At 67.3% G+C, this 20128-nt stretch carries 15 protein-coding genes; 5 read left to right on the plus strand and 10 right to left on the minus strand.

What is annotated here, in order from left to right:
- The first annotated feature begins 152 nt into the window (after nucleotides 1–152).
- The 3 genes from U5N23_RS14760 to U5N23_RS14770 are packed head-to-tail and all read left to right on the plus strand — an operon-like array spanning nucleotide 153 to nucleotide 5296.
- Nucleotides 153–3173, plus strand: coding sequence for a response regulator (locus tag U5N23_RS14760; protein ID WP_322593538.1), 3021 nt, complete (start codon nucleotides 153–155; stop codon nucleotides 3171–3173).
- Nucleotides 3170–4360, plus strand: a complete 1191-nt coding sequence (locus U5N23_RS14765; protein WP_322593539.1) for a two-component system response regulator — start codon at nucleotides 3170–3172, stop codon at nucleotides 4358–4360. Before U5N23_RS14760 ends, U5N23_RS14765 begins: the two co-directional genes overlap by 4 nt.
- A 3-nt stretch (nucleotides 4361–4363) precedes the next feature.
- Nucleotides 4364–5296, plus strand: coding sequence for a response regulator (locus U5N23_RS14770; RefSeq protein WP_322593540.1), 933 nt, complete (start codon nucleotides 4364–4366; stop codon nucleotides 5294–5296).
- A gap of 10 nt (nucleotides 5297–5306) precedes the next feature.
- Here the strand turns inward: U5N23_RS14770 and bioB are convergent, their stop codons facing one another.
- From bioB to scpA, 9 genes are all read right to left on the minus strand, one after another.
- Nucleotides 5307–6332 carry a biotin synthase BioB gene (gene bioB / locus U5N23_RS14775; RefSeq protein ID WP_322593541.1) on the minus strand — a complete coding sequence of 342 codons (1026 nt, stop codon included), beginning with the start codon at nucleotides 6330–6332 and terminating at the stop codon, nucleotides 5307–5309.
- Between the two features lie 330 nt (nucleotides 6333–6662).
- Nucleotides 6663–7052 (minus strand): phosphopantetheine adenylyltransferase, encoded by a 390-nt coding sequence (locus U5N23_RS14780; RefSeq protein ID WP_322593542.1) that lies wholly within the window; start codon nucleotides 7050–7052, stop codon nucleotides 6663–6665.
- A 201-nt stretch (nucleotides 7053–7253) separates the two neighbouring features.
- Nucleotides 7254–7727, minus strand: coding sequence for a VOC family protein (locus U5N23_RS14785; protein WP_322593543.1), 474 nt, complete (start codon nucleotides 7725–7727; stop codon nucleotides 7254–7256).
- Between the two features lie 30 nt (nucleotides 7728–7757).
- Nucleotides 7758–8582, minus strand: a complete 825-nt coding sequence (locus U5N23_RS14790) for a YdcF family protein (protein WP_322593544.1) — start codon at nucleotides 8580–8582, stop codon at nucleotides 7758–7760.
- A gap of 28 nt (nucleotides 8583–8610) precedes the next feature.
- A complete protein-coding gene (locus U5N23_RS14795) occupies nucleotides 8611–10659 on the minus strand; it encodes an acetyl/propionyl/methylcrotonyl-CoA carboxylase subunit alpha (RefSeq protein WP_322593545.1) in 2049 nt (682 codons plus the stop codon).
- A gap of 52 nt (nucleotides 10660–10711) precedes the next feature.
- Complete coding sequence (locus U5N23_RS14800; protein ID WP_322593546.1) at nucleotides 10712–12244, minus strand: acyl-CoA carboxylase subunit beta; 1533 nt, start codon at nucleotides 12242–12244, stop codon at nucleotides 10712–10714.
- Between the two features lie 31 nt (nucleotides 12245–12275).
- The gene (gene meaB / locus U5N23_RS14805; protein ID WP_322593547.1) at nucleotides 12276–13322 is read right to left on the minus strand and encodes a methylmalonyl Co-A mutase-associated GTPase MeaB; all 1047 of its coding nucleotides are present in this window, start codon (nucleotides 13320–13322) and stop codon (nucleotides 12276–12278) included.
- Nucleotides 13319–13783, minus strand: a complete 465-nt coding sequence (locus U5N23_RS14810) for a GNAT family N-acetyltransferase (protein ID WP_322593548.1) — start codon at nucleotides 13781–13783, stop codon at nucleotides 13319–13321. Before U5N23_RS14810 ends, meaB begins: the two co-directional genes overlap by 4 nt.
- A gap of 37 nt (nucleotides 13784–13820) precedes the next feature.
- The gene (gene scpA, locus U5N23_RS14815; protein ID WP_322593549.1) at nucleotides 13821–15992 is read right to left on the minus strand and encodes a methylmalonyl-CoA mutase; all 2172 of its coding nucleotides are present in this window, start codon (nucleotides 15990–15992) and stop codon (nucleotides 13821–13823) included.
- 118 nt (nucleotides 15993–16110) lie between these two features.
- On the opposite strand from scpA, the gene U5N23_RS14820 reads away from it, so the two are divergent.
- A complete protein-coding gene (locus tag U5N23_RS14820; protein WP_322593550.1) occupies nucleotides 16111–16746 on the plus strand; it encodes a GntR family transcriptional regulator in 636 nt (211 codons plus the stop codon).
- 24 nt (nucleotides 16747–16770) lie between these two features.
- On the opposite strand, the gene U5N23_RS14825 is transcribed toward U5N23_RS14820, so the two are convergent.
- On the minus strand, nucleotides 16771–17934 hold the full coding sequence (locus U5N23_RS14825) for a GGDEF domain-containing protein (protein WP_322593551.1): 1164 nt from the start codon (nucleotides 17932–17934) through the stop codon (nucleotides 16771–16773).
- A 215-nt stretch (nucleotides 17935–18149) separates the two neighbouring features.
- On the opposite strand from U5N23_RS14825, the gene U5N23_RS14830 reads away from it, so the two are divergent.
- Nucleotides 18150–20003, plus strand: coding sequence for a long-chain fatty acid--CoA ligase (locus U5N23_RS14830; protein WP_322593552.1), 1854 nt, complete (start codon nucleotides 18150–18152; stop codon nucleotides 20001–20003).
- The last annotated feature ends 125 nt before the right edge of the window (nucleotides 20004–20128 follow it).

A 20128-nucleotide genomic window follows, 5' to 3' on the forward strand; every position in this document is an offset into this window, starting at 1 on the left:
GCATCTTTCACACCAGGGCTGCGTTGCAAATCCTCTCGATAGCTGCGGCTATCGATGCGGTTTGCGCCTTGCCCTGGCGCGAAATCCATCGGTTTTATCGCGGTCATCTATTTGCCGGACAGCACGCCGGACAGCACACTAGTGGGGTCCCCATGCTGCGCAGCAAGCACCTCCTGCCCCTGATCATCGCCAGCCTGGTGGTGGTCTACGTGTCGATTGCGGCCGTCCAGTACCACCAGTACCGCAGCGTCGAAGCCGTGATGCGCCGCGGCGACGTGAACGCCCTGTGGTCCTTCCTGCAGCTCAATGTGGAGCATGAGCGGCTGGACCACGCGCTGCACCAGTACGAGTTCGACCCCGAAAGCACCTCGATGGACGCGCTGCAGCTGCGCTACGACCTGTTCCTGAGCCGCTTCAGCGCGCTGGAGAGCGGCACCGCGCGCACCCTCATGCAGCACGAGCCGATCTATGCCAAGGCCCTGGCAGAGCTGCAGCAGTTCGTCCAGGCCGGCGACAGCTATTTTGGCCTGGCTGCCGACGTGCGCACCAGCCAGACCAACATGCGGATGCTGCGCGAGCGCCTGGTGGATCTGCGCGCGACGGTGCAGGAGCTGTCGCTCAATGCCTCGCGCATTTCCGCGCTGCTGGGCGACCAGCGCAACGCCGAAGTGCAGCACCAGACCCTTTTGACCACGGGCCTCACGGCCTTCCAGGCGCTGCTCACCTTTTTGCTGGCCGTGGCCATGGGGCGGCAGTTCCTCAAGCGCGAAAAGGCCAAGTCGCTGGCCATGGCCGCGCAGGCCGAGCTGGTGGAGGCCTTGAAGCGCAGCGAAGAGGTGCTCGAAGCCCGGGTGGTGCAGCGCACCGAGGAACTGGAACAGGCCAACGCCACCCTGCGCGAGCATGAGGAAGAGCTGGAGGTGGCCCGCGCCCGCGCCGAAGATGCCTCGCAGATGAAGTCGGACTTTCTGGCCAACATGAGCCACGAGATCCGCACCCCCATGAACGCCGTGATCGGCATGAGCCACCTGGCGCTCACCACCGACCTCTCGCCGCGCCAGCGCGACTATGTCGAGAAGATCCAGCGCTCGGGCCAGCACCTCTTGGGCCTGATCAACGACATCCTCGATTTCAGCAAGATCGAGGCCGGCAAGCTGGAAGTGGAAACCGTCGATTTCGGCCTGCGCGGCGTGCTGGACAACGTGGCCAACCTGATCGGCGACAAATGCTCGGCCAAGGGCCTGGAGCTGATGTTCGACGTGGACCCGGCCCTGCCTGACGACCTGCTGGGCGACCCGCTGCGACTGGGCCAGATCCTCGTGAACTATGGCAACAATGCCGTAAAGTTCACCGACACCGGCGAGATTGTGGTGCGCGTGCTCGAAGTGGCGCGCGATGCCGATGGCCTGCTGCTGCGCTTCGAAGTGCAGGACACGGGCATCGGCCTCACGCCCGAGCAGCAGTCGCGGCTGTTCCGCTCGTTCGAGCAGGCCGACACCTCCACCACCCGCAAGTACGGTGGCACCGGGCTGGGGCTGGCCATCTCCAAGAAGCTGGCGGGCCTGATGGGCGGCGAGGTGGGCGTGGACAGCACGCCCGGGCAGGGCAGCAGCTTCTGGTTCACCGCCCGGGTGGGGCTGGGCACGCCCTCGGCGCGCCCGCTCATGCCCGAGCCCGACCTGCGCGGGCGCCGCGTGCTGGTGGTGGACGACAGCGAACAGGCGCGCCAGATCCTCTCGGGCCTGCTGGCCAGCATGAGCTTTGCCGTGACCACGGCCGCCTCGGGCGAGGAGGCGATTGCCGCGGCACGCGATGCCGATGCTGCGGGTCTGCCCTGCGAGATCGCGTTTCTCGACTGGAGAATGCCGGGGCTGGATGGCTTTCAGACAGCCGCCCAACTGGCCCTGCTGCCCCACCCGCCGGTACCTGTGATCGTCACCGCGCATGGCCGCGAAGAGGTGTTCCGCGAGCTGGAGAAGGCCGGCATTGCCCTGATGCTGACCAAGCCGGTCAGCCCGTCCCAACTGTTCGACACGGCCATCCGCGCCCTGGGTGGGGTGCAGGATGCCGGCCTGGCAAGCCGCGCAGCAACGCGGCGGACCACGGCGCCCGACCTCGGCCCCATCCGCGGTGCCCGCGTGCTGCTGGTGGACGACAACGACCTGAACCAGCAGGTGGGCGCCGACCTGCTGGGCGACGCCGGGCTGGTGGTGGAGGTGGCCGAGAATGGCCAGGTGGCGCTGGACATGCTGCAGCAGCGCGCCGCCTACGACATCGTGCTCATGGACATGCAGATGCCGGTGATGGATGGCCTGACTGCCACGCGGCACATCCGCGAGAACCCCGACTGGCACAAGCTGCCCGTGCTGGCCATGACGGCCAATGCCATGAGCGGCGACCGCGACAGCTGCCTGGCCGCCGGCATGAACGGCCACGTGGCCAAGCCCATCGACCCCGATGAGCTGTTTTCGCAGCTCCTGCAGTGGGTGCCTGCGCGTGCCGGGGCCCTGGCTCCCGCAGCGTCCGTGCCGGCGGACGAGCCTGCGCTCGCCCTTGAAGCCCTGGCCCGCATCGAGGGGCTGGACGCAGCCGCCGGCCTGCGCCGGGTGCTGGGCAAGCCCGCTGCCTATGAGAGCCTGCTGCGCAAGTTCGTGGCCGGCCAGGCGGCCGCAGCGCAGAACACCAGCGCCCTCCTTGCTGCCGGCCAGCGGCAAGATGCCCTGCGTGCCATGCACACCCTCAAGGGGACTGCGGGCACCATCGGCGCCGCGCCCCTGGCCCAATTGGCCGAGGTGGTGGAGCACGCGATTGCGGCCGATGCCGATGTCCAGGTGGTGAACACGCTGCTGGAGCCGGTGGACACTGCCTGTCAGGCCCTGGTGGCCGCGTTGCGCAGCGCACTGCCCACAGAGGAGGCCACGGCCCAGCAGGCACCGGTGGACGCCGCAGAGGCGCAGCAATTGCTCGCGCGCCTGGAGGCGCTGCTGGCGGACGACGATTCGGACGCCGTGGAACTGTTCAAGGACTCGGGCCCCGCCCTCAAGGCGCTGCTCGGCCCCGTCTACGGCGAGATGAAGCGCGCGCTGGACAGCTACATCTTCACCGACGCACTGGCGCTGCTGCGTGCAGCCCCCCTGCCCGGCCCCGCGATACAAGGAGGACCCACATCATGAGCAATCCCATGGAAACGAGCGGCAAATGCACGGTGCTGGTGGTGGACGACATGCCCGACAACCTGTCGGTGATGAGCGGCCTGCTGCGCCCCGACTACAAGGTCAAGCTGGCCAACAGCGGCGAGCGGGCCCTGCAGATCGTGGCGGGCGACGGCAAACCCGACCTGATCCTGCTGGACATCATGATGCCCGAGATGGACGGCTACGAGGTGCTGCGCCGCCTGCAGTTCAACCCCGACACCGAGGACATCCCGGTCATCTTCCTCACGGCCATGAGCGCATCGGACGACGAGACCGTGGGCCTGGAGCTCGGTGCGGTGGACTACATCACCAAGCCCATCAACCCCGCCATCACCCTGGCGCGGGTGCGCAACCACCTGCTGCTCAAGCGCGCCCGTGACCTGCTGGCCCGCCAGAACCAGTACCTGGAGGACGAAGTGGCCCGGCGCACGCGTGAAGTGGTGGAGCTGCAGGACGGCACCATCCGCGCCATGGCCTCGCTGGCGGAAACGCGCGACAACGAGACCGGCAACCACATCCGCCGCACCCAGCACTACGTGGAAGTGCTGGCGCGCAAGCTGCAGCACCATCCGCGCTTCAGCGAGGAGCTCACCGAGGCGGCGATCGAGATGATCTTCAAGTCGGCGCCGCTGCACGACATCGGCAAGGTGGGCATCCCGGACCGCATCCTGCTCAAGCCGGGCAAGCTCACGCCCGAAGAGTTCGAGGTCATGAAGACCCACACCACGCTGGGGCGCGACGCCATCGTGGCGGCGGAGCGCGAGGCTTCGCAGACCAACCCGTTCTTCCGCTACGCCAAGGAGATCGCCTACAGCCACCAGGAAAAGTGGGATGGCTCGGGCTACCCCGAGGGGCTGGTGGGCAACACCATCCCGTTGTCCGCGCGGCTGATGGCCGTGGCCGATGTGTACGACGCGCTGATCTCCGTGCGCGTCTACAAGGAGGCGTTTCCCCACGAGGTGGCCGTGGAAATCATCCGCGACGGCCGCGGCAGCCATTTCGATCCCGACATGGTGGACGCCTTCCTGGCGCTGTCCGAGGAATTCCGCAACATCGCCCAGCGCTTTGCCGATGGAGAGCACGCGCTGACCGCCCAGGTGGACCGCATGGCCACCGACCTGCCCGCCGAGCGCATCGAACTGACCGCACAAGACGCCCCATCCTGAGACATGCACCCTTCCAAGACCACCGTGCTGCTGGCCGAAGGCGCCAGCGCCATGCGCCAGGCCCTGGCCAGCCAGCTGCAGACCTTCGGCTTCGGCCAGGTGCTGCAGGCCCGCGACGGCACACGCGCCCTGCAGATGCTGCGTGCCGAACCCGTGCATGTGGTGATCTGCGACCTGGACATGCAGGGCATGGACGGCCTCACCGTGCTCGAATCCATGCGCGCCGACCCCAAGCTGGCGGGTCTGCCCTTCATCCTGATGTCGGGCGGGCTGGACCGCGACTCGGCGGCCCGGGCGATCCGCCTGGGCATCGGCGACCTGCTGGTCAAGCCCTTCACGGTGCGTCGGCTCATCGAACGCATGCAGCGCGTGATGCAGCGCGACGCCCAATCCCTGGTCTCCGCGCTGGCGCCCCCGCCTGCCCTGGAGCCCGCCCCCGAACCTTCCACCGAACCCGAGCGCGCGACCATCCTGGTGGTGGACGACACGCCTGACAACCTGCAGCTGATCGCCGGCCTGTTCCGCGACCGCTTCAAGGTCAAGATCGCGCACAACGGCGAGAAGGCCCTGGCCATCTGCCAATCCGATGCGCCGCCGGACCTGATCCTGCTCGACGTGATGATGCCCGGCATGGACGGCTTCGAGGTGGCGCGCCGCCTGCGCGAACACCACGCCTCGGAATGCACCCCCATCATCTTCGTGACCGCGATGACGGACGAGGCCTCACGCCACCAGGGTCTGAGCCTGGGCGCCATCGACTACGTCTTCAAGCCCATCGAGCCCGAGCTGCTGCGCCTGCGGGTCAGCAACCTCATGTACTACGTGGAGCACCGCAAGCAGTTGCAGAAGGATTTTGACCAGATGCACGAGAACAGCCGGTTGCAGGCGGAGGTGGAGCGCTTGCGGGCCGAACTGCAGGGGCTGCGCGGCGGTTGAACGGGTAAGGTCAGGAAGGCGTGCGGCACGCCTGGCCGGTAGCGTTGAGGCCCAGCTTGCGCAGCAACTGCTCGTCGGCCTCCACGTCCGGGTTGCCCGTCACCAGCAGCTTGTCGCCATAAAAGATCGAATTGGCCCCGGCCAGGAAGCACAGGGCCTGCACCGCCTCACCCATCTGCTGGCGCCCTGCCGACAGGCGCACGCGGGCGCGGGGCATGGTGATGCGGGCCACGGCGATCATGCGCACGAAATCGAGCGGGTCGATGGGCTCGCTGTCGGCCAGCGGCGTGCCGGGCACGCGCACCAGGCTGTTGATGGGCACGGACTCGGGGTAGGGGTCGAGGTTGGCCAGCTGGGCAATGAGCCCGGCGCGGTGAACGGGCGCCTCGCCCATGCCCACGATGCCACCGCAGCACACGCTGATGCCGGCGCTGCGCACGTGCTGCAGGGTGTCGAGCCGGTCCTGGTAGGCGCGGGTGCTGACCACGTCGGTGTAGTACTCGGGGGCGGTATCGAGGTTGTGGTTGTAGTAGTCCAGCCCTGCATCCTTGAGCGCCAGGGCCTGGTGCGATTCGAGCATGCCCAGGGTGGCGCAGGTCTGCAGGCCCAGGCCCTTGACGGCGCCGATCAGCTCGCTGACTTTTTCGATGTCGCGGTCCTTGGGCGCACGCCAGGCGGCCCCCATGCAAAAGCGCGTGGCGCCCGCATCCTTGGCGGCCTGGGCGGCGCGCAGCACTTCGTCAACCGCCATCAGCTTCTCGGCCTTCACGCCGGTGTCGAACTCGGCCGCCTGCGGGCAGTAGCCACAGTTTTCAGGGCAACCGCCGGTCTTGACCGACAGTAGCGTGGCCAGCTCGATGTCGCCCTGGGGCCAGTGCGCGCGGTGCACGGTCTGGGCCTCGAACAGCAAGTCCATCAAGGGTTTGTCGAGCAGCGTCTGGATGGCCGCGACTGTCCATTCGCCACGCACCACCGGTGCGGAGACGGGGCGGTGCAGCTGGATCGGCTGGGGGGCGGAAAGTGCGGTGTTCACCATGGGTTCGGTCCTTTCATCAAGCGGATCAGGTGCCACACAAGACGCCACCCCTGTACCTGTGGGGGTGAATTCTCATGTTGCTATCACCATGATTTTGAAGGAGTTTTGGTTCAAATACACCCTCATTGGTCACAAAAAGTGCCACTAAATTCTCGTGAACAACTTCGCTTATTTACCCATGCGTGAAGAGCGGTGAAGCCAGAAATTGGCAGAAGTAGACCGCATATTGAAAGCACTCAGAAATCCGTTGTCAGAACATGCCGCCTATTTTCAGCTTCGGCATCCAACATACATGGCAGGGCACGCTGCGTGCCTCGACGTTAGTGCAAGTTAGCGCGTTCCTGGCACACGTTCGGCCAGCATCAGAGCGCCTGCACCAGCCGCCAGGCAGAGCAAAGCCAGCATATCGGCCACGACCACGCGCTGCAGGTGGGCGTTGAACCCGCCGGTGGACCAGGCCAGCCAGAGGAAGGAGACCACGCTGAAGCCCCCCAGGACCAGCGCCAGCCATTGCAGATCGGGTTTGAACGCGGCCAGCACGCACACGCCCCCCACGATGCCGAACAGCACGGCGCGGTGGCGCATGAGGATCAGCGCACTGGGGTCGGACGGTGCGGCCCCGTACAGGCGGACCAGGTGCTCCGGCCCGAGCACGCCCGACAAGGGGATCAGGTGGATGATGCCCACGGCGAGCAAGGCCAGGGCGGTGAGGATACGCATGGGGACACGACTCCAGGAAAGCACGAAGGCTCCCGTTGTATCCCCGGTGGACTTACGAATCCATGACTCGCCAGGTCATGCACGGCATTCTGCGAGCTCAACGCCCGGGCAACTCCTGCAGCGCTTGTTGGCGGATGGCGCACGCCGCCGCAGTCCCCAGGCGCAAGCTTCGGTGCGTGACGGCCAGGGGCTGCGGCAGGATCAGCCCAGCGCGGCGATCACGTCGGCCGGGGCCTGCACCAGCTCGATCAGCACGCCCTCTCCCGCGATCGGGAACTCGTCGTTGCTCTTGGGGTGCAAAAAGGTGATGTCGTAGCCCGCCGCGCCTTTGCGGATGCCGCCCGGCGCAAAGCGCACGCCCTTGGCAGTGAGCCATTCGACAGCCCGGGGCAGGTCGTCGATCCACAGGCCGATGTGGTTGAGCGGCGTGGTGTGCACGGCGGGCTTCTTGTCGATGTCGAGCGGTTGCATGAGGTCCACCTCGACCTTCCAGGCGCCCTGCCCCATGGCCAGGATGTCCTCGTCCACGTTCTCGCGCTCGCTTTGAAAGGTGCCTGTCTGCGTGAGGCCCAGCATGTCCACCCACAGGGTCTTCATGCGCGCCTTGTCGGTGCCGCCGATGGCGACCTGCTGGATGCCCAGGACTTTGAAGGGGCGGGAGACGGCGGTATTCATGGCAGATCTTTCAAGAACAAGGGAACGGTTTCAGACTTCACCGAGGATCCAGCTGCTGGCGGTAGCGAAGTACTCGCGCAGCCAGGCGTTGTAGCGCAGGTAGAGCGGCGTGGGGGCTGCTGCCACCACGGATTGCGTATAGCCGATCCTGCGGGCGATGCGCTGGGCGCGCACGGTGTGGAAGTCGCTGGTGACCACGGCCACGGGGCTTGCAAGGTCCAGGCCCTTGGCCTGCAGCAGCGGCAGGCTGTAGCGCAGGTTCAGCTCGGTGCTGGTGCTGCGCTCCTCCTGCAGGATGCGCTCGGCGGCCATGCCCTGGGCGCGCAGGTAGTCGCCCATGATGCGGCCCTCGCTCGCGGTCTCGCCAAAATCCACCCCGCCCGAAACCACGACCCAGGCGGCGGGGTGGGCGGCGGCCAGCTCGCGCGCCTTGTCTAGCCGCGCCCGCAAGGCTGGCGAGGGCTGGCCATTGGGCGTGCCGCTGCCCAGCACGATGATGGCCTTGAGGGGCACATCGCCCACTGAAGCGTTGAAGGCCTGCACCTGCCCTGCCAGGGCATTCCAGAACAGGCCGACGCTGGCCACCCAGGCCAGGAACAGCAGCCAGCCTGCACGCCACGCGCGCCGCGTCCACCCTGCCCGGCCCAATCGGGCCTGCAGCGGGTGCCAGCCCCAGGCGAGCAGGCACAGGGCCAGGCCCAGTGCACCCGGCACGGTGACGCCCATCGAGAACAGGCCCATGGACATCAGCACCAGGCCATCGGCCAGCAGCACGGCGCCCGCCAGCAGGCAGGCCAGGCGCAGCAGCGGCCAGCGCCGGCGGGGCCGGGCTGACGACCATTCATCCACCGTCACAAACACGGTTGCGCGCGCCCCGATTGCTTCATTGGAATTCCAGGATCACCTGGTCCACGGCGAGCGACTCGCCCTTGCCGGCGACGATCTTGCCCACTACCCCATCCTGCGCGGCAAAGAGGATGTTCTCCATCTTCATGGCCTCGATCACGGCCAGCTTCTCGCCGGCCTGCACCTTCTGGCCGGGCTGCACGGCCACGTCCACCAGCAGGCCGGGCATGGGCGAAAGCAGAAAGCGGCTCAGGTCCGGCGGTGCCTTGAAGGGCATGAGCTGGTGCAGGCGCGCGCCCAGGGGCGAGAGCACCAGGGCATCGATCTGCGTGCCGTTGTGGGCAATGCGCAGCGCCAGCGGGTTCTTGCCCGGGCCGCGCTCCACCTGGGCCGTGAACCCGAGGCCATTGCACTGCCCCTGCACGCGCACCTGGCCCAGCGTGGCCGTGCTGCTGATCTTGTAGCTCTTGTCTCCCACCATCACGGCGCTGGAGCCCGACTTGTCCTCGAAATCCGTGACCGACACTTCGTGGTGGGTGTTCTTGCCTTCGGCGCCCAGCGTGACCACGATGAACTGCTCGCCCACCTTGACCTCGTGGCCCGCCAGCTGGCCACTGATGCCCGAGGCGCGTGCGCGGTAGCGCCGGTTCATGTAGGCGGCCAGCGCCACCAGGAACAGCGGGTCTTCGTGCGGCACATCCTCGGCCGCAAAGCCCTGGCTGTAGTTCTCGGCGATGAAACCGGTGTTGAAGTCGCCCGAGACGAATTTGGGGTGCGCCAGCAGCGCCGCCTGGAAGGGGATGTTGCTGCTGATGCCGCGGATCACGAAGCCATTGAGCGCCGCGCGCATCTTGTGGATGGCGTCGTCGCGGTCGGTGCCGTGCACGATGAGCTTGGCGATCATCGAGTCGTAGAACATCGGGATCTCGCCGCCCTCGTACACGCCGGTGTCCACGCGCACGCCGAGCTTCTTGGCCGTGTCGGACTGGAACATGGATTCTTCCGGCGGCTGAAAGCGCACCAGGCGCCCCGTGCTCGGCAGGAAGTTGCGGAACGGGTCTTCGGCGTTGATGCGGCATTCGATGGCCCAGCCCTCGCGCTTCACGTCGGCCTGGGTCAGCGGCAGCGGCTCGCCAGCGGCCACGCGGATCATCAGCTCCACCAGGTCCAGGCCAGTGATGCACTCGGTCACCGGGTGCTCCACCTGCAGGCGGGTGTTCATCTCCAGAAAGTAGAAGTCCTGGTCCTTGCCTACCACGAACTCCACCGTGCCGGCGCTCTGGTACTTCACGGCCTTGGCCAGGGCCACGGCCTGCTCGCCCATGGCCTTGCGCGTGGCATCGGTGATGAAGGGCGACGGCGCCTCTTCGATCACCTTCTGGTGGCGGCGCTGGATGGAGCACTCGCGCTCGTTCAGGTAGATCACATTGCCCTGGCTGTCGCCCAGCACCTGGATCTCGATGTGGCGGGGCTGCTGCACGAACTTCTCGATGAAGATGCGGTCGTCGCCAAAGCTGTTGCGTGCTTCGTTCTGGCAGCTGGTGAAGCCCTCGAAGGCCTCCTTGTCGTTGAAGGCCACGCGCAGGCCCTTGCCGCCGCCGCCGGCCGAGGCCTTGATCATGACGGGATAGCCGATGCCCTTGGCGATCTCCACCGCCTGCTCGGGGCCGCTGATGGCGTCGTTGTAGCCGGGGATGGTGTTGACCTTGGCCTCGTTGGCCAACTTCTTGGAGGCGATCTTGTCGCCCATGGCCGCAATCGAATGGGCCTTGGGGCCGATGAAGGCAATGCCCTCGTCCTCGCAGCGCTTGGCGAAGGCCTCGTTTTCCGACAGGAAACCGTAGCCCGGGTGGATGGCCTGCGCGCCGGTCTGTTTGGCCGCCGCAATGATCCTGTCGGCCAGCAGGTAGCTCTCGCGGCTCGGCGCCGCGCCGATGCGCACGGCCTCGTCGGCCAGCTTGACGTGGCGGGCCTCCTTGTCGGCGTCGGAGTACACGGCCACGGTGGCAATGCCCATCTTCTTCGCGGTGGCGATGACCCGGCACGCGATTTCGCCCCGGTTGGCGATCAATATTTTGGTAAACATAGCGAGTTTCTTTTCTAGGACGACGACCTGGAACGGGTGGTGGCAGTGCCGCTCAGAGCGGAATATTGCCGTGCTTGCGCCATGGGTTCTCGAGCTTCTTGTCGCGCAGCATGACCAGGCTGCGGCAGATGCGCTTGCGCGTCTCGTGCGGCAGGATCACGTCGTCGATGAAGCCGCGGGCGCTGGCCACGAAGGGGTTGGCAAAGCGCTCCTTGTACTCGGCCTCGCGCGCGGCGAGTTTCACCGGGTCGTTCTTGTCCTCGCGGAAGATGATCTCCACCGCGCCCTTGGCGCCCATCACGGCGATCTCGGCATTGGGCCAGGCCAGGTTCACGTCGCCGCGCAGGTGCTTGGAGCTCATCACATCGTAGGCGCCGCCATAGGCCTTGCGCGTGATGACGGTGATTTTGGGCACCGTGCATTCGGCATACGCGTACAGCAGCTTGGCGCCGTGCTTGATGATGCCGCCGTACTCCTGGCTGGTGCCGGGCATGAAGCCGGGCACGTCGACGAAGGTCACCACGGGGATGTTGAAGGCATCGCAAAAGCGCACGAAGCGCGCGGCCTTGATGGAGCTCTTGATATCCAGGCAGCCTGCCAGCACCAGCGGCTGGTTGGCGACGATGCCCACGGTCTGGCCTTCCATGCGCGCCAGGCCGATCACGATGTTCTTCGCGTAGTCGGGCTGCAGCTCGAAGAAGTCGCCGTCGTCCACCACCTTGGCGATCAGCTCCTTCATGTCGTAGGGCTTGTTGGCGTTCTCGGGCACCAGCGTATCCAGGCTGCGGTCCATGCGGTCGGCCGGGTCGTTGCTCGGGCGCACGGGCGCCTTTTCGCGGTTGTTCAGCGGCAGGTAGTTGTACAGGCGGCGCAGCATCATCAGCGCCTCCACGTCGTTCTCGAAAGCCATGTCGGCCACGCCGCTGCGCGTGGTGTGGGTGCCGGCGCCGCCCAGCTCCTCGGCGGTGACTTCCTCGTGCGTCACGGTCTTGACCACCTCGGGGCCGGTCACGAACATGTAGCTCGAGTCCTTGACCATGAAGATGAAGTCCGTCATGGCCGGCGAGTACACGGCGCCGCCAGCGCAGGGGCCCATGATCATGCTGATCTGAGGAATCACGCCGCTGGCCAGCACGTTTTTCTGGAACACGTCGGCATAGCCGCCCAGCGAGGCCACACCCTCCTGGATGCGCGCGCCGCCCGAGTCGTTGATGCCGATGACCGGAGCGCCGACCTTCATGGCCTGGTCCATCACCTTGCAGATCTTCTCGGCATGCGTCTCGCTCAGCGCGCCGCCGAAGACGGTGAAGTCCTGGCTGAAGACGAACACCAGGCGGCCGTTGATCATGCCGTAGCCGGTGACCACGCCGTCGCCGGGGATCTTGTTGGCCTCCATGCCGAAGTCGGTGCAGCGGTGCTCGACGAACATGTCCCACTCTTCGAAGGTGTTGTCGTCCAGCAGCAGCTCGATGCGCTCGCGCGCCGTGAGCTTGCCCTTGGCGTGCTGCGCATCGATGCGCTTTTGCCCGCCGCCCAGGCGCGCCAGGGCGCGCTTCTTCTCCAGTTGCTCCAGGATGTCTTGCATGGTCGCTCTTTCGGTGAAATGGCTGTGGTGATTACGGTGTATTGGTATGGGACGCTGCCAGCAGGGTGCGCGCGGCAGTGGATGCCGCGATGCGCCCCGCGGCCACGTCGGCCTGCAGCGCGGGCAGCAGGCCGCGCACCTGTGGATGCTGGCGAAACGCCTGCTTGAGGCCGGCGTCGATGCGCTCCCACATCCAGGCCAGCGACTGCTTTTCGCGGCGCAGGGCCAGGCGGCCGTTGTCGGTCTGCTGGGTGCGGAACTGGGTGACGGCATCCCAGAAGCCGTCCACGCCCTGCCCCAGCAGCGCGCTGATCTGCACCACGCGTGGCTGCCACAGCGCGCCGTGCGTGGCATGGTCGGGGTTGCCGTGCATGCCCAACAGGCGCAGGCTCGACGTGATCTGCGCCTGGGCCCGCGTGGCGGCATTCTTGTCGATGTCGGCCTTGTTGATGGCCACCAGGTCGGCGATCTCCATCACGCCCTTCTTGATGGCCTGCAGGTCGTCGCCCGCATTGGGCAGCTGCAGCAGCACGAACATGTCGGTCATACCGGCCACGGCGATCTCGCTCTGGCCCACGCCGACGGTCTCGACCATCACCACGTCGTAGCCGGCGGCCTCGCAGACCAGCATGGCCTCGCGCGTCTTCTCGGCCACGCCGCCCAGGGTGCCGCTGGACGGGCTGGGGCGGATGTAGGCCTCCTCGCGCATGGACAGCTGCTCCATGCGCGTCTTGTCGCCCAGGATGGAGCCGCCCGAGACCGTGCTCGACGGGTCGATGGTGAGCACCGCGACGCGGTGCCCCCGGTTGATCAGGAACAGGCCCAGCGCCTCGATGAAGGTGGACTTGCCCACGCCCGGTACGCCGCTGATGCCCAGGCGGAAGGCCTTGCCCGTGTGCGGCAGCAGCGCGGTGAGCAGTTCGTCCCCCTGCGCACGGTGGTCGGCGCGGGTGGATTCGAGCAGGGTGATGGCCTTGGCCATGGCGCGGCGCTGCACGGGCTGGGTGCCGTGCAGAATGCCATCGAACCATGTGCTGGAAGGAGGCTGCAGGTCGGCCAAAGGCAGGGGTGCGTTCATGCCACAGCCTCCACTGGCCGCCACTCGTAGAGCACGTCCACATCCTCCTGGCCGATCTGCACGAAGCCATGGCGCAGGTAGAAGCGGTTGGCATGGCTGTGCTTGAGCGCCGTCACGCGCAGCACGGCGCCTTCGCGGCGCGCCCGGTCTTGCACGCTGGCCAGCACTGCGGCGCCGATGCCCACCCCTTGCCAGTCGGGGTGCAGGTACAGGTGCTGCAGCCGCAGGGCCTGGCCCGCTTCGGGCAGCACGGTGACAAAGCCCATGCGCTGGCCACCGGGCGAGGCCAGGTGCTGCATGTGCTCTGGCGTGAAGGCAGCGCGCAGGCGCTCACGCGAGCGCTCGGGCGTGTAGCGGCCCACGCGCTCCAGGCTTTCACGCATGGCGGCGGTGCGCAGCGCCAGCATGGGCTCGAAGTCGTCTTCGGCCACCGGGTGCAGCACGAACACGGGTGCAGTCATCGGGCGGCTCCCGTACGGCTCCTGGTCGGGCGCACTGTCATGCGGCAATGGCCTTGCGGATCTGTTCGAGCACGTCCTTGGCGCTGGCCGGGATGGGCGTGCCCGGGCCATAGACGCCCTTGACGCCGGCCTCGTACAGAAAATCGTAGTCCTGCGCCGGGATCACGCCGCCGACGAAGACGATGATGTCGTCCGCCCCCTGGTCCTTGAGCGACTGGATGATGGCCGGCACCAGGGTCTTGTGGCCGGCGGCCAGCGTGCTCACGCCCACGGCGTGCACGTCGTTCTCGATGGCCTGGCGCGCGCATTCCTCGGGGGTCTGGAACAGCGGGCCCATGTCCACGTCGAAGCCCAGGTCGGCAAAGGCCGTGGCCACCACCTTGGCGCCGCGGTCGTGGCCGTCCTGGCCGAGCTTGGCGATCATCACGCGCGGGCGGCGGCCCTCAGTCTCGGCAAAATCGCTGATCTCGCTCTTGAGTTTGTCCCAGCCCTCGGCCGAGTCATAGGCAGCAGCGTACACACCGGTCACCTTTTGCGTATCGGCGCGGTGGCGCCCGTAGATCTTTTCGAGCGCATCCGACACCTCGCCCACCGTGGCGCGCAGGCGCACGGCCTTGATGGCCAGGTCCAGCAGGTTGCCCTCGCCGGTCTCGGCGGCCGAGGTGAGTGCGTCCAGCGCCTCCTGCACCTTGGCCGTGTCGCGCGTGGCGCGGATGTTCTTGAGGCGCGCGATCTGGCCGTCGCGCACCATCACGTTGTCGATCTGCAGGATGTCGACCGGGTCTTCCTTGGCCAGCTTGTACTTGTTGACGCCGACGATCACGTCCTTGCCACTGTCGATGCGCGCCTGCTTCTCGGCGGCGGCGGCCTCGATCTTGAGCTTGGCCCAGCCGCTGTCCACGGCCTGCGTCATGCCGCCCATGGCCTCGACCTCTTCGATGATCTTCCACGCCGCATCCATCATGTCCTGGGTGAGCTTTTCCATCATGTAGCTGCCGGCCCAGGGGTCGACCACGTTGGTGATGTGCGTCTCTTCCTGGATGATGAGCTGCGTGTTGCGCGCAATGCGCGAGGAGAACTCGGTGGGCAGGGCAATGGCTTCGTCGAGCGCGTTGGTGTGCAGGCTCTGCGTGCCGCCGAACACCGCCGCCATGGCCTCGATGGTGGTGCGCACGATGTTGTTGTACGGGTCCTGCTCGGTCAGGCTCCAGCCGCTGGTCTGGCAGTGGGTGCGCAGCATCAGGCTCTTGGGGTTCTTGGCGCCGGTCTCCTTCATGATGCGGCACCACAGGAGGCGGGCTGCGCGCATCTTGGCCACTTCGAGGTAGAAGTTCATGCCGATGGCCCAGAAGAACGACAGCCGGCCGGCGAACTCGTCCACGTCCAGGCCCGAGGCGATGGCGGTCTTCACGTACTCCTTGCCATCGGCCAGCGTGAAGGCCAGCTCCAGCGCCTGGTTGGCGCCCGCCTCCTGCATGTGGTAGCCGGAGATCGAGATGGAGTTGAACTTCGGCATGTTGCGTGCCGTGTAGCCGATGATGTCGCCGATGATGCGCATGCTCGGCTTGGGCGGGTAGATGTAGGTGTTGCGCACCATGAACTCTTTCAGAATGTCGTTCTGAATGGTTCCGCTCAACTGGTCCTGGCTGACGCCCTGCTCTTCAGCCGCCACCACGTAGCCGGCCAGCACGGGCAGCACTGCGCCGTTCATGGTCATCGACACGGACACCTTGTCCAGCGGGATCTGGTCGAACAGGATCTTCATGTCCTCCACCGAGTCGATGGCCACGCCGGCCTTGCCCACGTCGCCGGTCACGCGCGGGTGGTCGCTGTCGTAGCCGCGGTGCGTGGCCAGGTCGAACGCCACGCTCACGCCCTGCCCGCCGGCGGCCAGCGCCTTGCGGTAGAAGGCGTTGGATTCTTCGGCCGTGGAAAAGCCCGCGTACTGGCGGATGGTCCAGGGCCGCACGGCGTACATGGTGGCCTGGGGGCCGCGCAGGTAGGGCTCGAAGCCCGGCAAGGTGTTGGCGTATGGCAGGTCGGCCGTGTCCGCCGCCGTGTACAGCGGTTTGACGGTGATGCCGTCGGGTGTGACCCAGTTCAGCGCATTGACATCGCCACCCGGTGCCGACTTGGCGGCGGCTTTCGCCCAGGCCTCAAGCGAGGCGGCAGCGAATTCAGGGGGGCTGTTGGGGGGCGTGGCACTCATGGCGAAGCGGTCTCCGAGGAAGCGTTGGACGTTGTCAGGGCTGTTCCCGATGTGGCGGCAAGTTTACATCATTCATAATTATTGATTCAAAATATTCTTCGCGGCTTACAATCCATCCATGTCTGCACTGACCCTCACGCCCCGCGCCCTGTACGAAGAAGTGGCTGAGCAACTGCGCCAGCGCATCTTCCGTCGCGAGCTGGAGCCCGGCAGCTGGATCGACGAGCTCAAGATCGCCGAGGAATTCGGCATCAGCCGCACGCCCCTGCGCGAGGCGCTCAAGGTGCTGGCCGCCGAAGGCCTGGTCACGATGAAGGTGCGCCGTGGCGCCTATGTGACGGAGATGTCGGACAAGGACCTGCGCGACGTCTACCACCTGCTCAGCCTGCTCGAGAGCGACGCCGCCGCTGTTGTGGCAGCCAGCGCCACCCCGGCGCAGCTGCAGGAGCTGCAGGCCCTGCATGCCGAGCTGGAGGCCGCCGCCGGCGAACGCGAGCGCTTCTTTGCCGTGAACGAGCGCTTTCACATGCGCGTGCTGGAGATGGCCGACAACCGCTGGCGCAGCCAGATGGTGGCCGATCTGCGCAAGGTGATGAAGCTCAACCGCCACAACTCGCTGCTCAAGCAGGGCCGCATCGAGGATTCGCTGAACGAGCACCGCGCGGTAATGGCCGCCCTGGCCCGGCGCGATGGGGCTGGCACCGCCCAGGCCATGCAGGCCCACTTCGCCCAGGGGCTGGAAGCGGCGGCCTGACGCCCTCCCCCAGCAGCAGCTCGGTCAGCCCTCCGCCATTTCCACCCGGTTGCGCCCCCTGCGCTTGGCGGCGTACAGCGCGTCGTCGGCGCGGCGCAGCATCTGGTCCAGGCTGGCATCGCCATCGGCCTGTGCGGCGATACCGGCAGAAATGGTGATGGGCACCGAGGTCCCGCCCGTGGTGAATGGCGTGCCCGCCACGGCCAGGCGCAGCCGTTCTCCGGCCGCATGGGCGTCGCCATGCTGGGCCACGTCCAGCAGCACCACGAACTCTTCTCCCCCGTGGCGGGCCACGAAGTCCAGCCCACGTGCCGTGGCCTGCAGTTGGCCGGCCACATGTTGCAGCGCCCTGTCGCCCACCTCGTGGCCATGGCCGTCGTTGATGGCCTTGAAATGGTCCACGTCGATCAGTGCCAGCGCCAGGCGGGTGCCGCCCTGGCGCGCCGTGGCAAAGCGCTTTGCGCCTTCGGCGAGCAGGGTGCGGCGGTTGGCCAGGCCCGTCAGGTAGTCGGTGGCGGCGGCCAACTCCCACTGGCGGCCGATGCGCTGCGAGCACATGAACAAGAAGGCCGTGGTGCCCACCACGGGCAGCAGGGCGGTGATGAGCGGGCTGGCCGCGTTGATCCACGCGCCCTCGCCGGTGATGTCGAACGACGGCCCCACGCGCCGCGCCAGGAAGTAGGCGGCGCGAAAGGCCACGAACAGGCCGACCAGGAAGAACAGGCCCGCCAGGGCCCTGCGGCTGCGCGCCCGCTCCCCCGTGCCGCCCCATACGAGCTGCGCGGTGCCGGCCATGAGGACCAACGCCACCACGCCCGACAGCAGCAGGATGCGGCTGGGCGTATCGGGCCGCACGCCCGCGAACCACACGATGCCGGCAATGCCCGCCAGGGCCGGCAGCAGCATCCACCAGCGGTCCGGCACGCCATCGAACTGGCGCAGCGCGCGCCAGTAGCCCGTGCAGCCGAGCATCACCATGCCGTTGGCCATGGGCGAGACCAGGCCCAGGGGCAATTCGTACTGCACGGCATAGAGCACGGCGCTGCCTGCCAGCAGCAAGGTGGCGATGCGCCAGGTTTCGGCACAGGGCTGCAGGGAGACCGGCAAGTCCTTGTGCATCAGCCCCAGCACCCCGCCATTGGCCAGCATCATCAGCGTCGCGACGATAAAGATGGTGATGGGATCCATGGGCCAGAAGAGCGCAGGCAGGCGGGACGCGGCAGTGGGAATGGCACGATTGTGGCCGACCCGCGTGCCGCCCAAGACACCCTTTGGCCGCGCACGAAACAAAGAAGCACAGCTTGTGCTCCCCGGATGGGTATGATTCTGCGGGTTTTCCCCAGGGTGGTGCAGCATGGCACCGCTTTGGCACGGCGCACGCCGCCCCGGCACCCCACGATCCGATGACCTCTTCCCTTCCCGACATCGGCAGCGTCCAGACGCTGCCCCAGCTTCTCACTTGGCGCGCCACCCTCACGCCCGACGCTCCGGCCTTCCGTGCCTTCGATGCGCCCAGCCAGGCCTGGACCACCTGGACCTGGGCCGAGACCGCCACCCATGTGGCCCGGTGGTCGCGGGCCCTGGTGGCCCTGCAATTGCCGGCGGGCGCCCGCGTGGCCATCCTGCTGCCCAATGGCCTGGACGCCATGTGCGCCGACCAGTCCACCCTGGCCAGCAGTTGCGTACCCGTGCCGCTGCATGCCATCGACAACCCCGGCAGCATCGCCTACATCCTGGCCGACTGCGAGGCCTCGATGCTCATCGTGGGCAGCGCCCAGCAGTGGGAGAAGATCCGCGCGGCGGGCACCGACTTCCCGGCGCTGCGCGCGGTGATCGTGACCGAGGTGGACGCATCGTTCACCGCCACCCCGCCTTCGGCACACGGCCCCGCCGTAGGTTCGCTTGCGCAATGGCTCGAAGGCGCGGCCCAGGCGGTGGAACAGGCCCCGCCGCAGGCACCCGGCCCCGAGGACCTGGCGGCCATCGTCTACACCTCGGGCACCACCGGCAAGCCCAAGGGCGTGATGCTCACGCACCGCAACGTGGTGAGCGACGTGAAGGCCGTGCTTGAACGCATCGCGCCCACGGTGGACGATGTGTTCCTGTCCTTCTTGCCGCTGTCGCACACCTTCGAGCGCACGGGCGGCTACTACCTGCCGATTGCGGCCGGCAGCTGCGTGGCCTATGCCAGATCGGTGCAGCAACTGGCCGAGGACCTGCAGACCATTCGCCCCACGGTGCTCGTGTCGGTGCCGCGCATCTACGAGCGCATCCACGCCAGGCTGCTTGAAAAGCTCTCGCCCTCGCCCTGGAAAATGCAGCTTTATGAAGCCGCCCAGGCCCGTGGCTGGCAGCAGTTCTGCGCAGCACAGGGCCTGGCCCGGCCCGAGGACGACCAGGCCGGTGGCTGGATGGCCGCCCTGCCCTGGGCCCTGCTCCAGGCCCTGGTCGCCAGGCCGCTGCTGGCGCAGTTCGGCGGCCACGTGCGCGTGGCCGTGAGCGGCGGTGCGCCGCTGTCGCCGACCATTGCCAAATGCTTTCTGGGCCTGGGCCTGCCGCTGGTGCAGGGCTATGGCATGACCGAAACGGCGCCCGTGGTCTCGGTGAACTCGCTCAAGGACAACGACCCGGCCTGCGTGGGCCGGGCGCTGCCGGGCGTGGAGGTGCGCATCGGCGAGAACCGCGAGCTGCAGGTGCGCGGCCCCATCGTGATGCAGGGCTACTGGAAGCGGCCCGAGGACACGGCGCGCATTCTGTCGGCCGACGGCTGGCTGGGCACAGGCGACCAGGCCGACATCGTGGATGGGCGCATCTTCATCCGCGGCCGCATCAAGGAGATCATCGTCACCTCCACCGGCGAGAAGGTGCCACCGGGCGACCTGGAGCTGGCCCTGCTGGCCGACCCGCTGCTGGAACAGGCCTTCGTGGTGGGCGAGAACCGCCCCTTCATCGCCTGTGTGGCCGTGCTGCGCGGCGACGAATGGCAGCGCCTGGCCGGCGACCTGGGTCTGGCCGCAGGGGATCCCGACAGTCTGAACCACCCCGCCGTGCACCGCGCCGTGCTGGCGCGCATCGAAAAGAGCACGGCCAGCTTTGCGCGCTATGCCGTGCCGCGCGCCGTGCACCTGACGCTGGCGCCCTGGAGCATCGAAAACGGCTTCATGACGCCCACGCTCAAGCTTAAGCGCGCGCCGCTCATGGCGCATTTCGGGCAGGCCATCGAGGGCATGTACCAGCAAAAGCCCGGGGCACGCTGAGGGCGCGCATGCACGGCGCACGCGCTCCGGTGAAGCCCCTGCGCCACCCATGCCGGGCAAGAACTGAGAAAATACCCGGCTTGCGCGGGCCTCGCGCCCACCGCCCGGCCAGCGTGCCTGGCTTC

Origin of the sequence: Acidovorax sp. (assembly GCF_034519795.1) — a bacterium.
Lineage (GTDB): Bacteria > Pseudomonadota > Gammaproteobacteria > Burkholderiales > Burkholderiaceae_C > Acidovorax.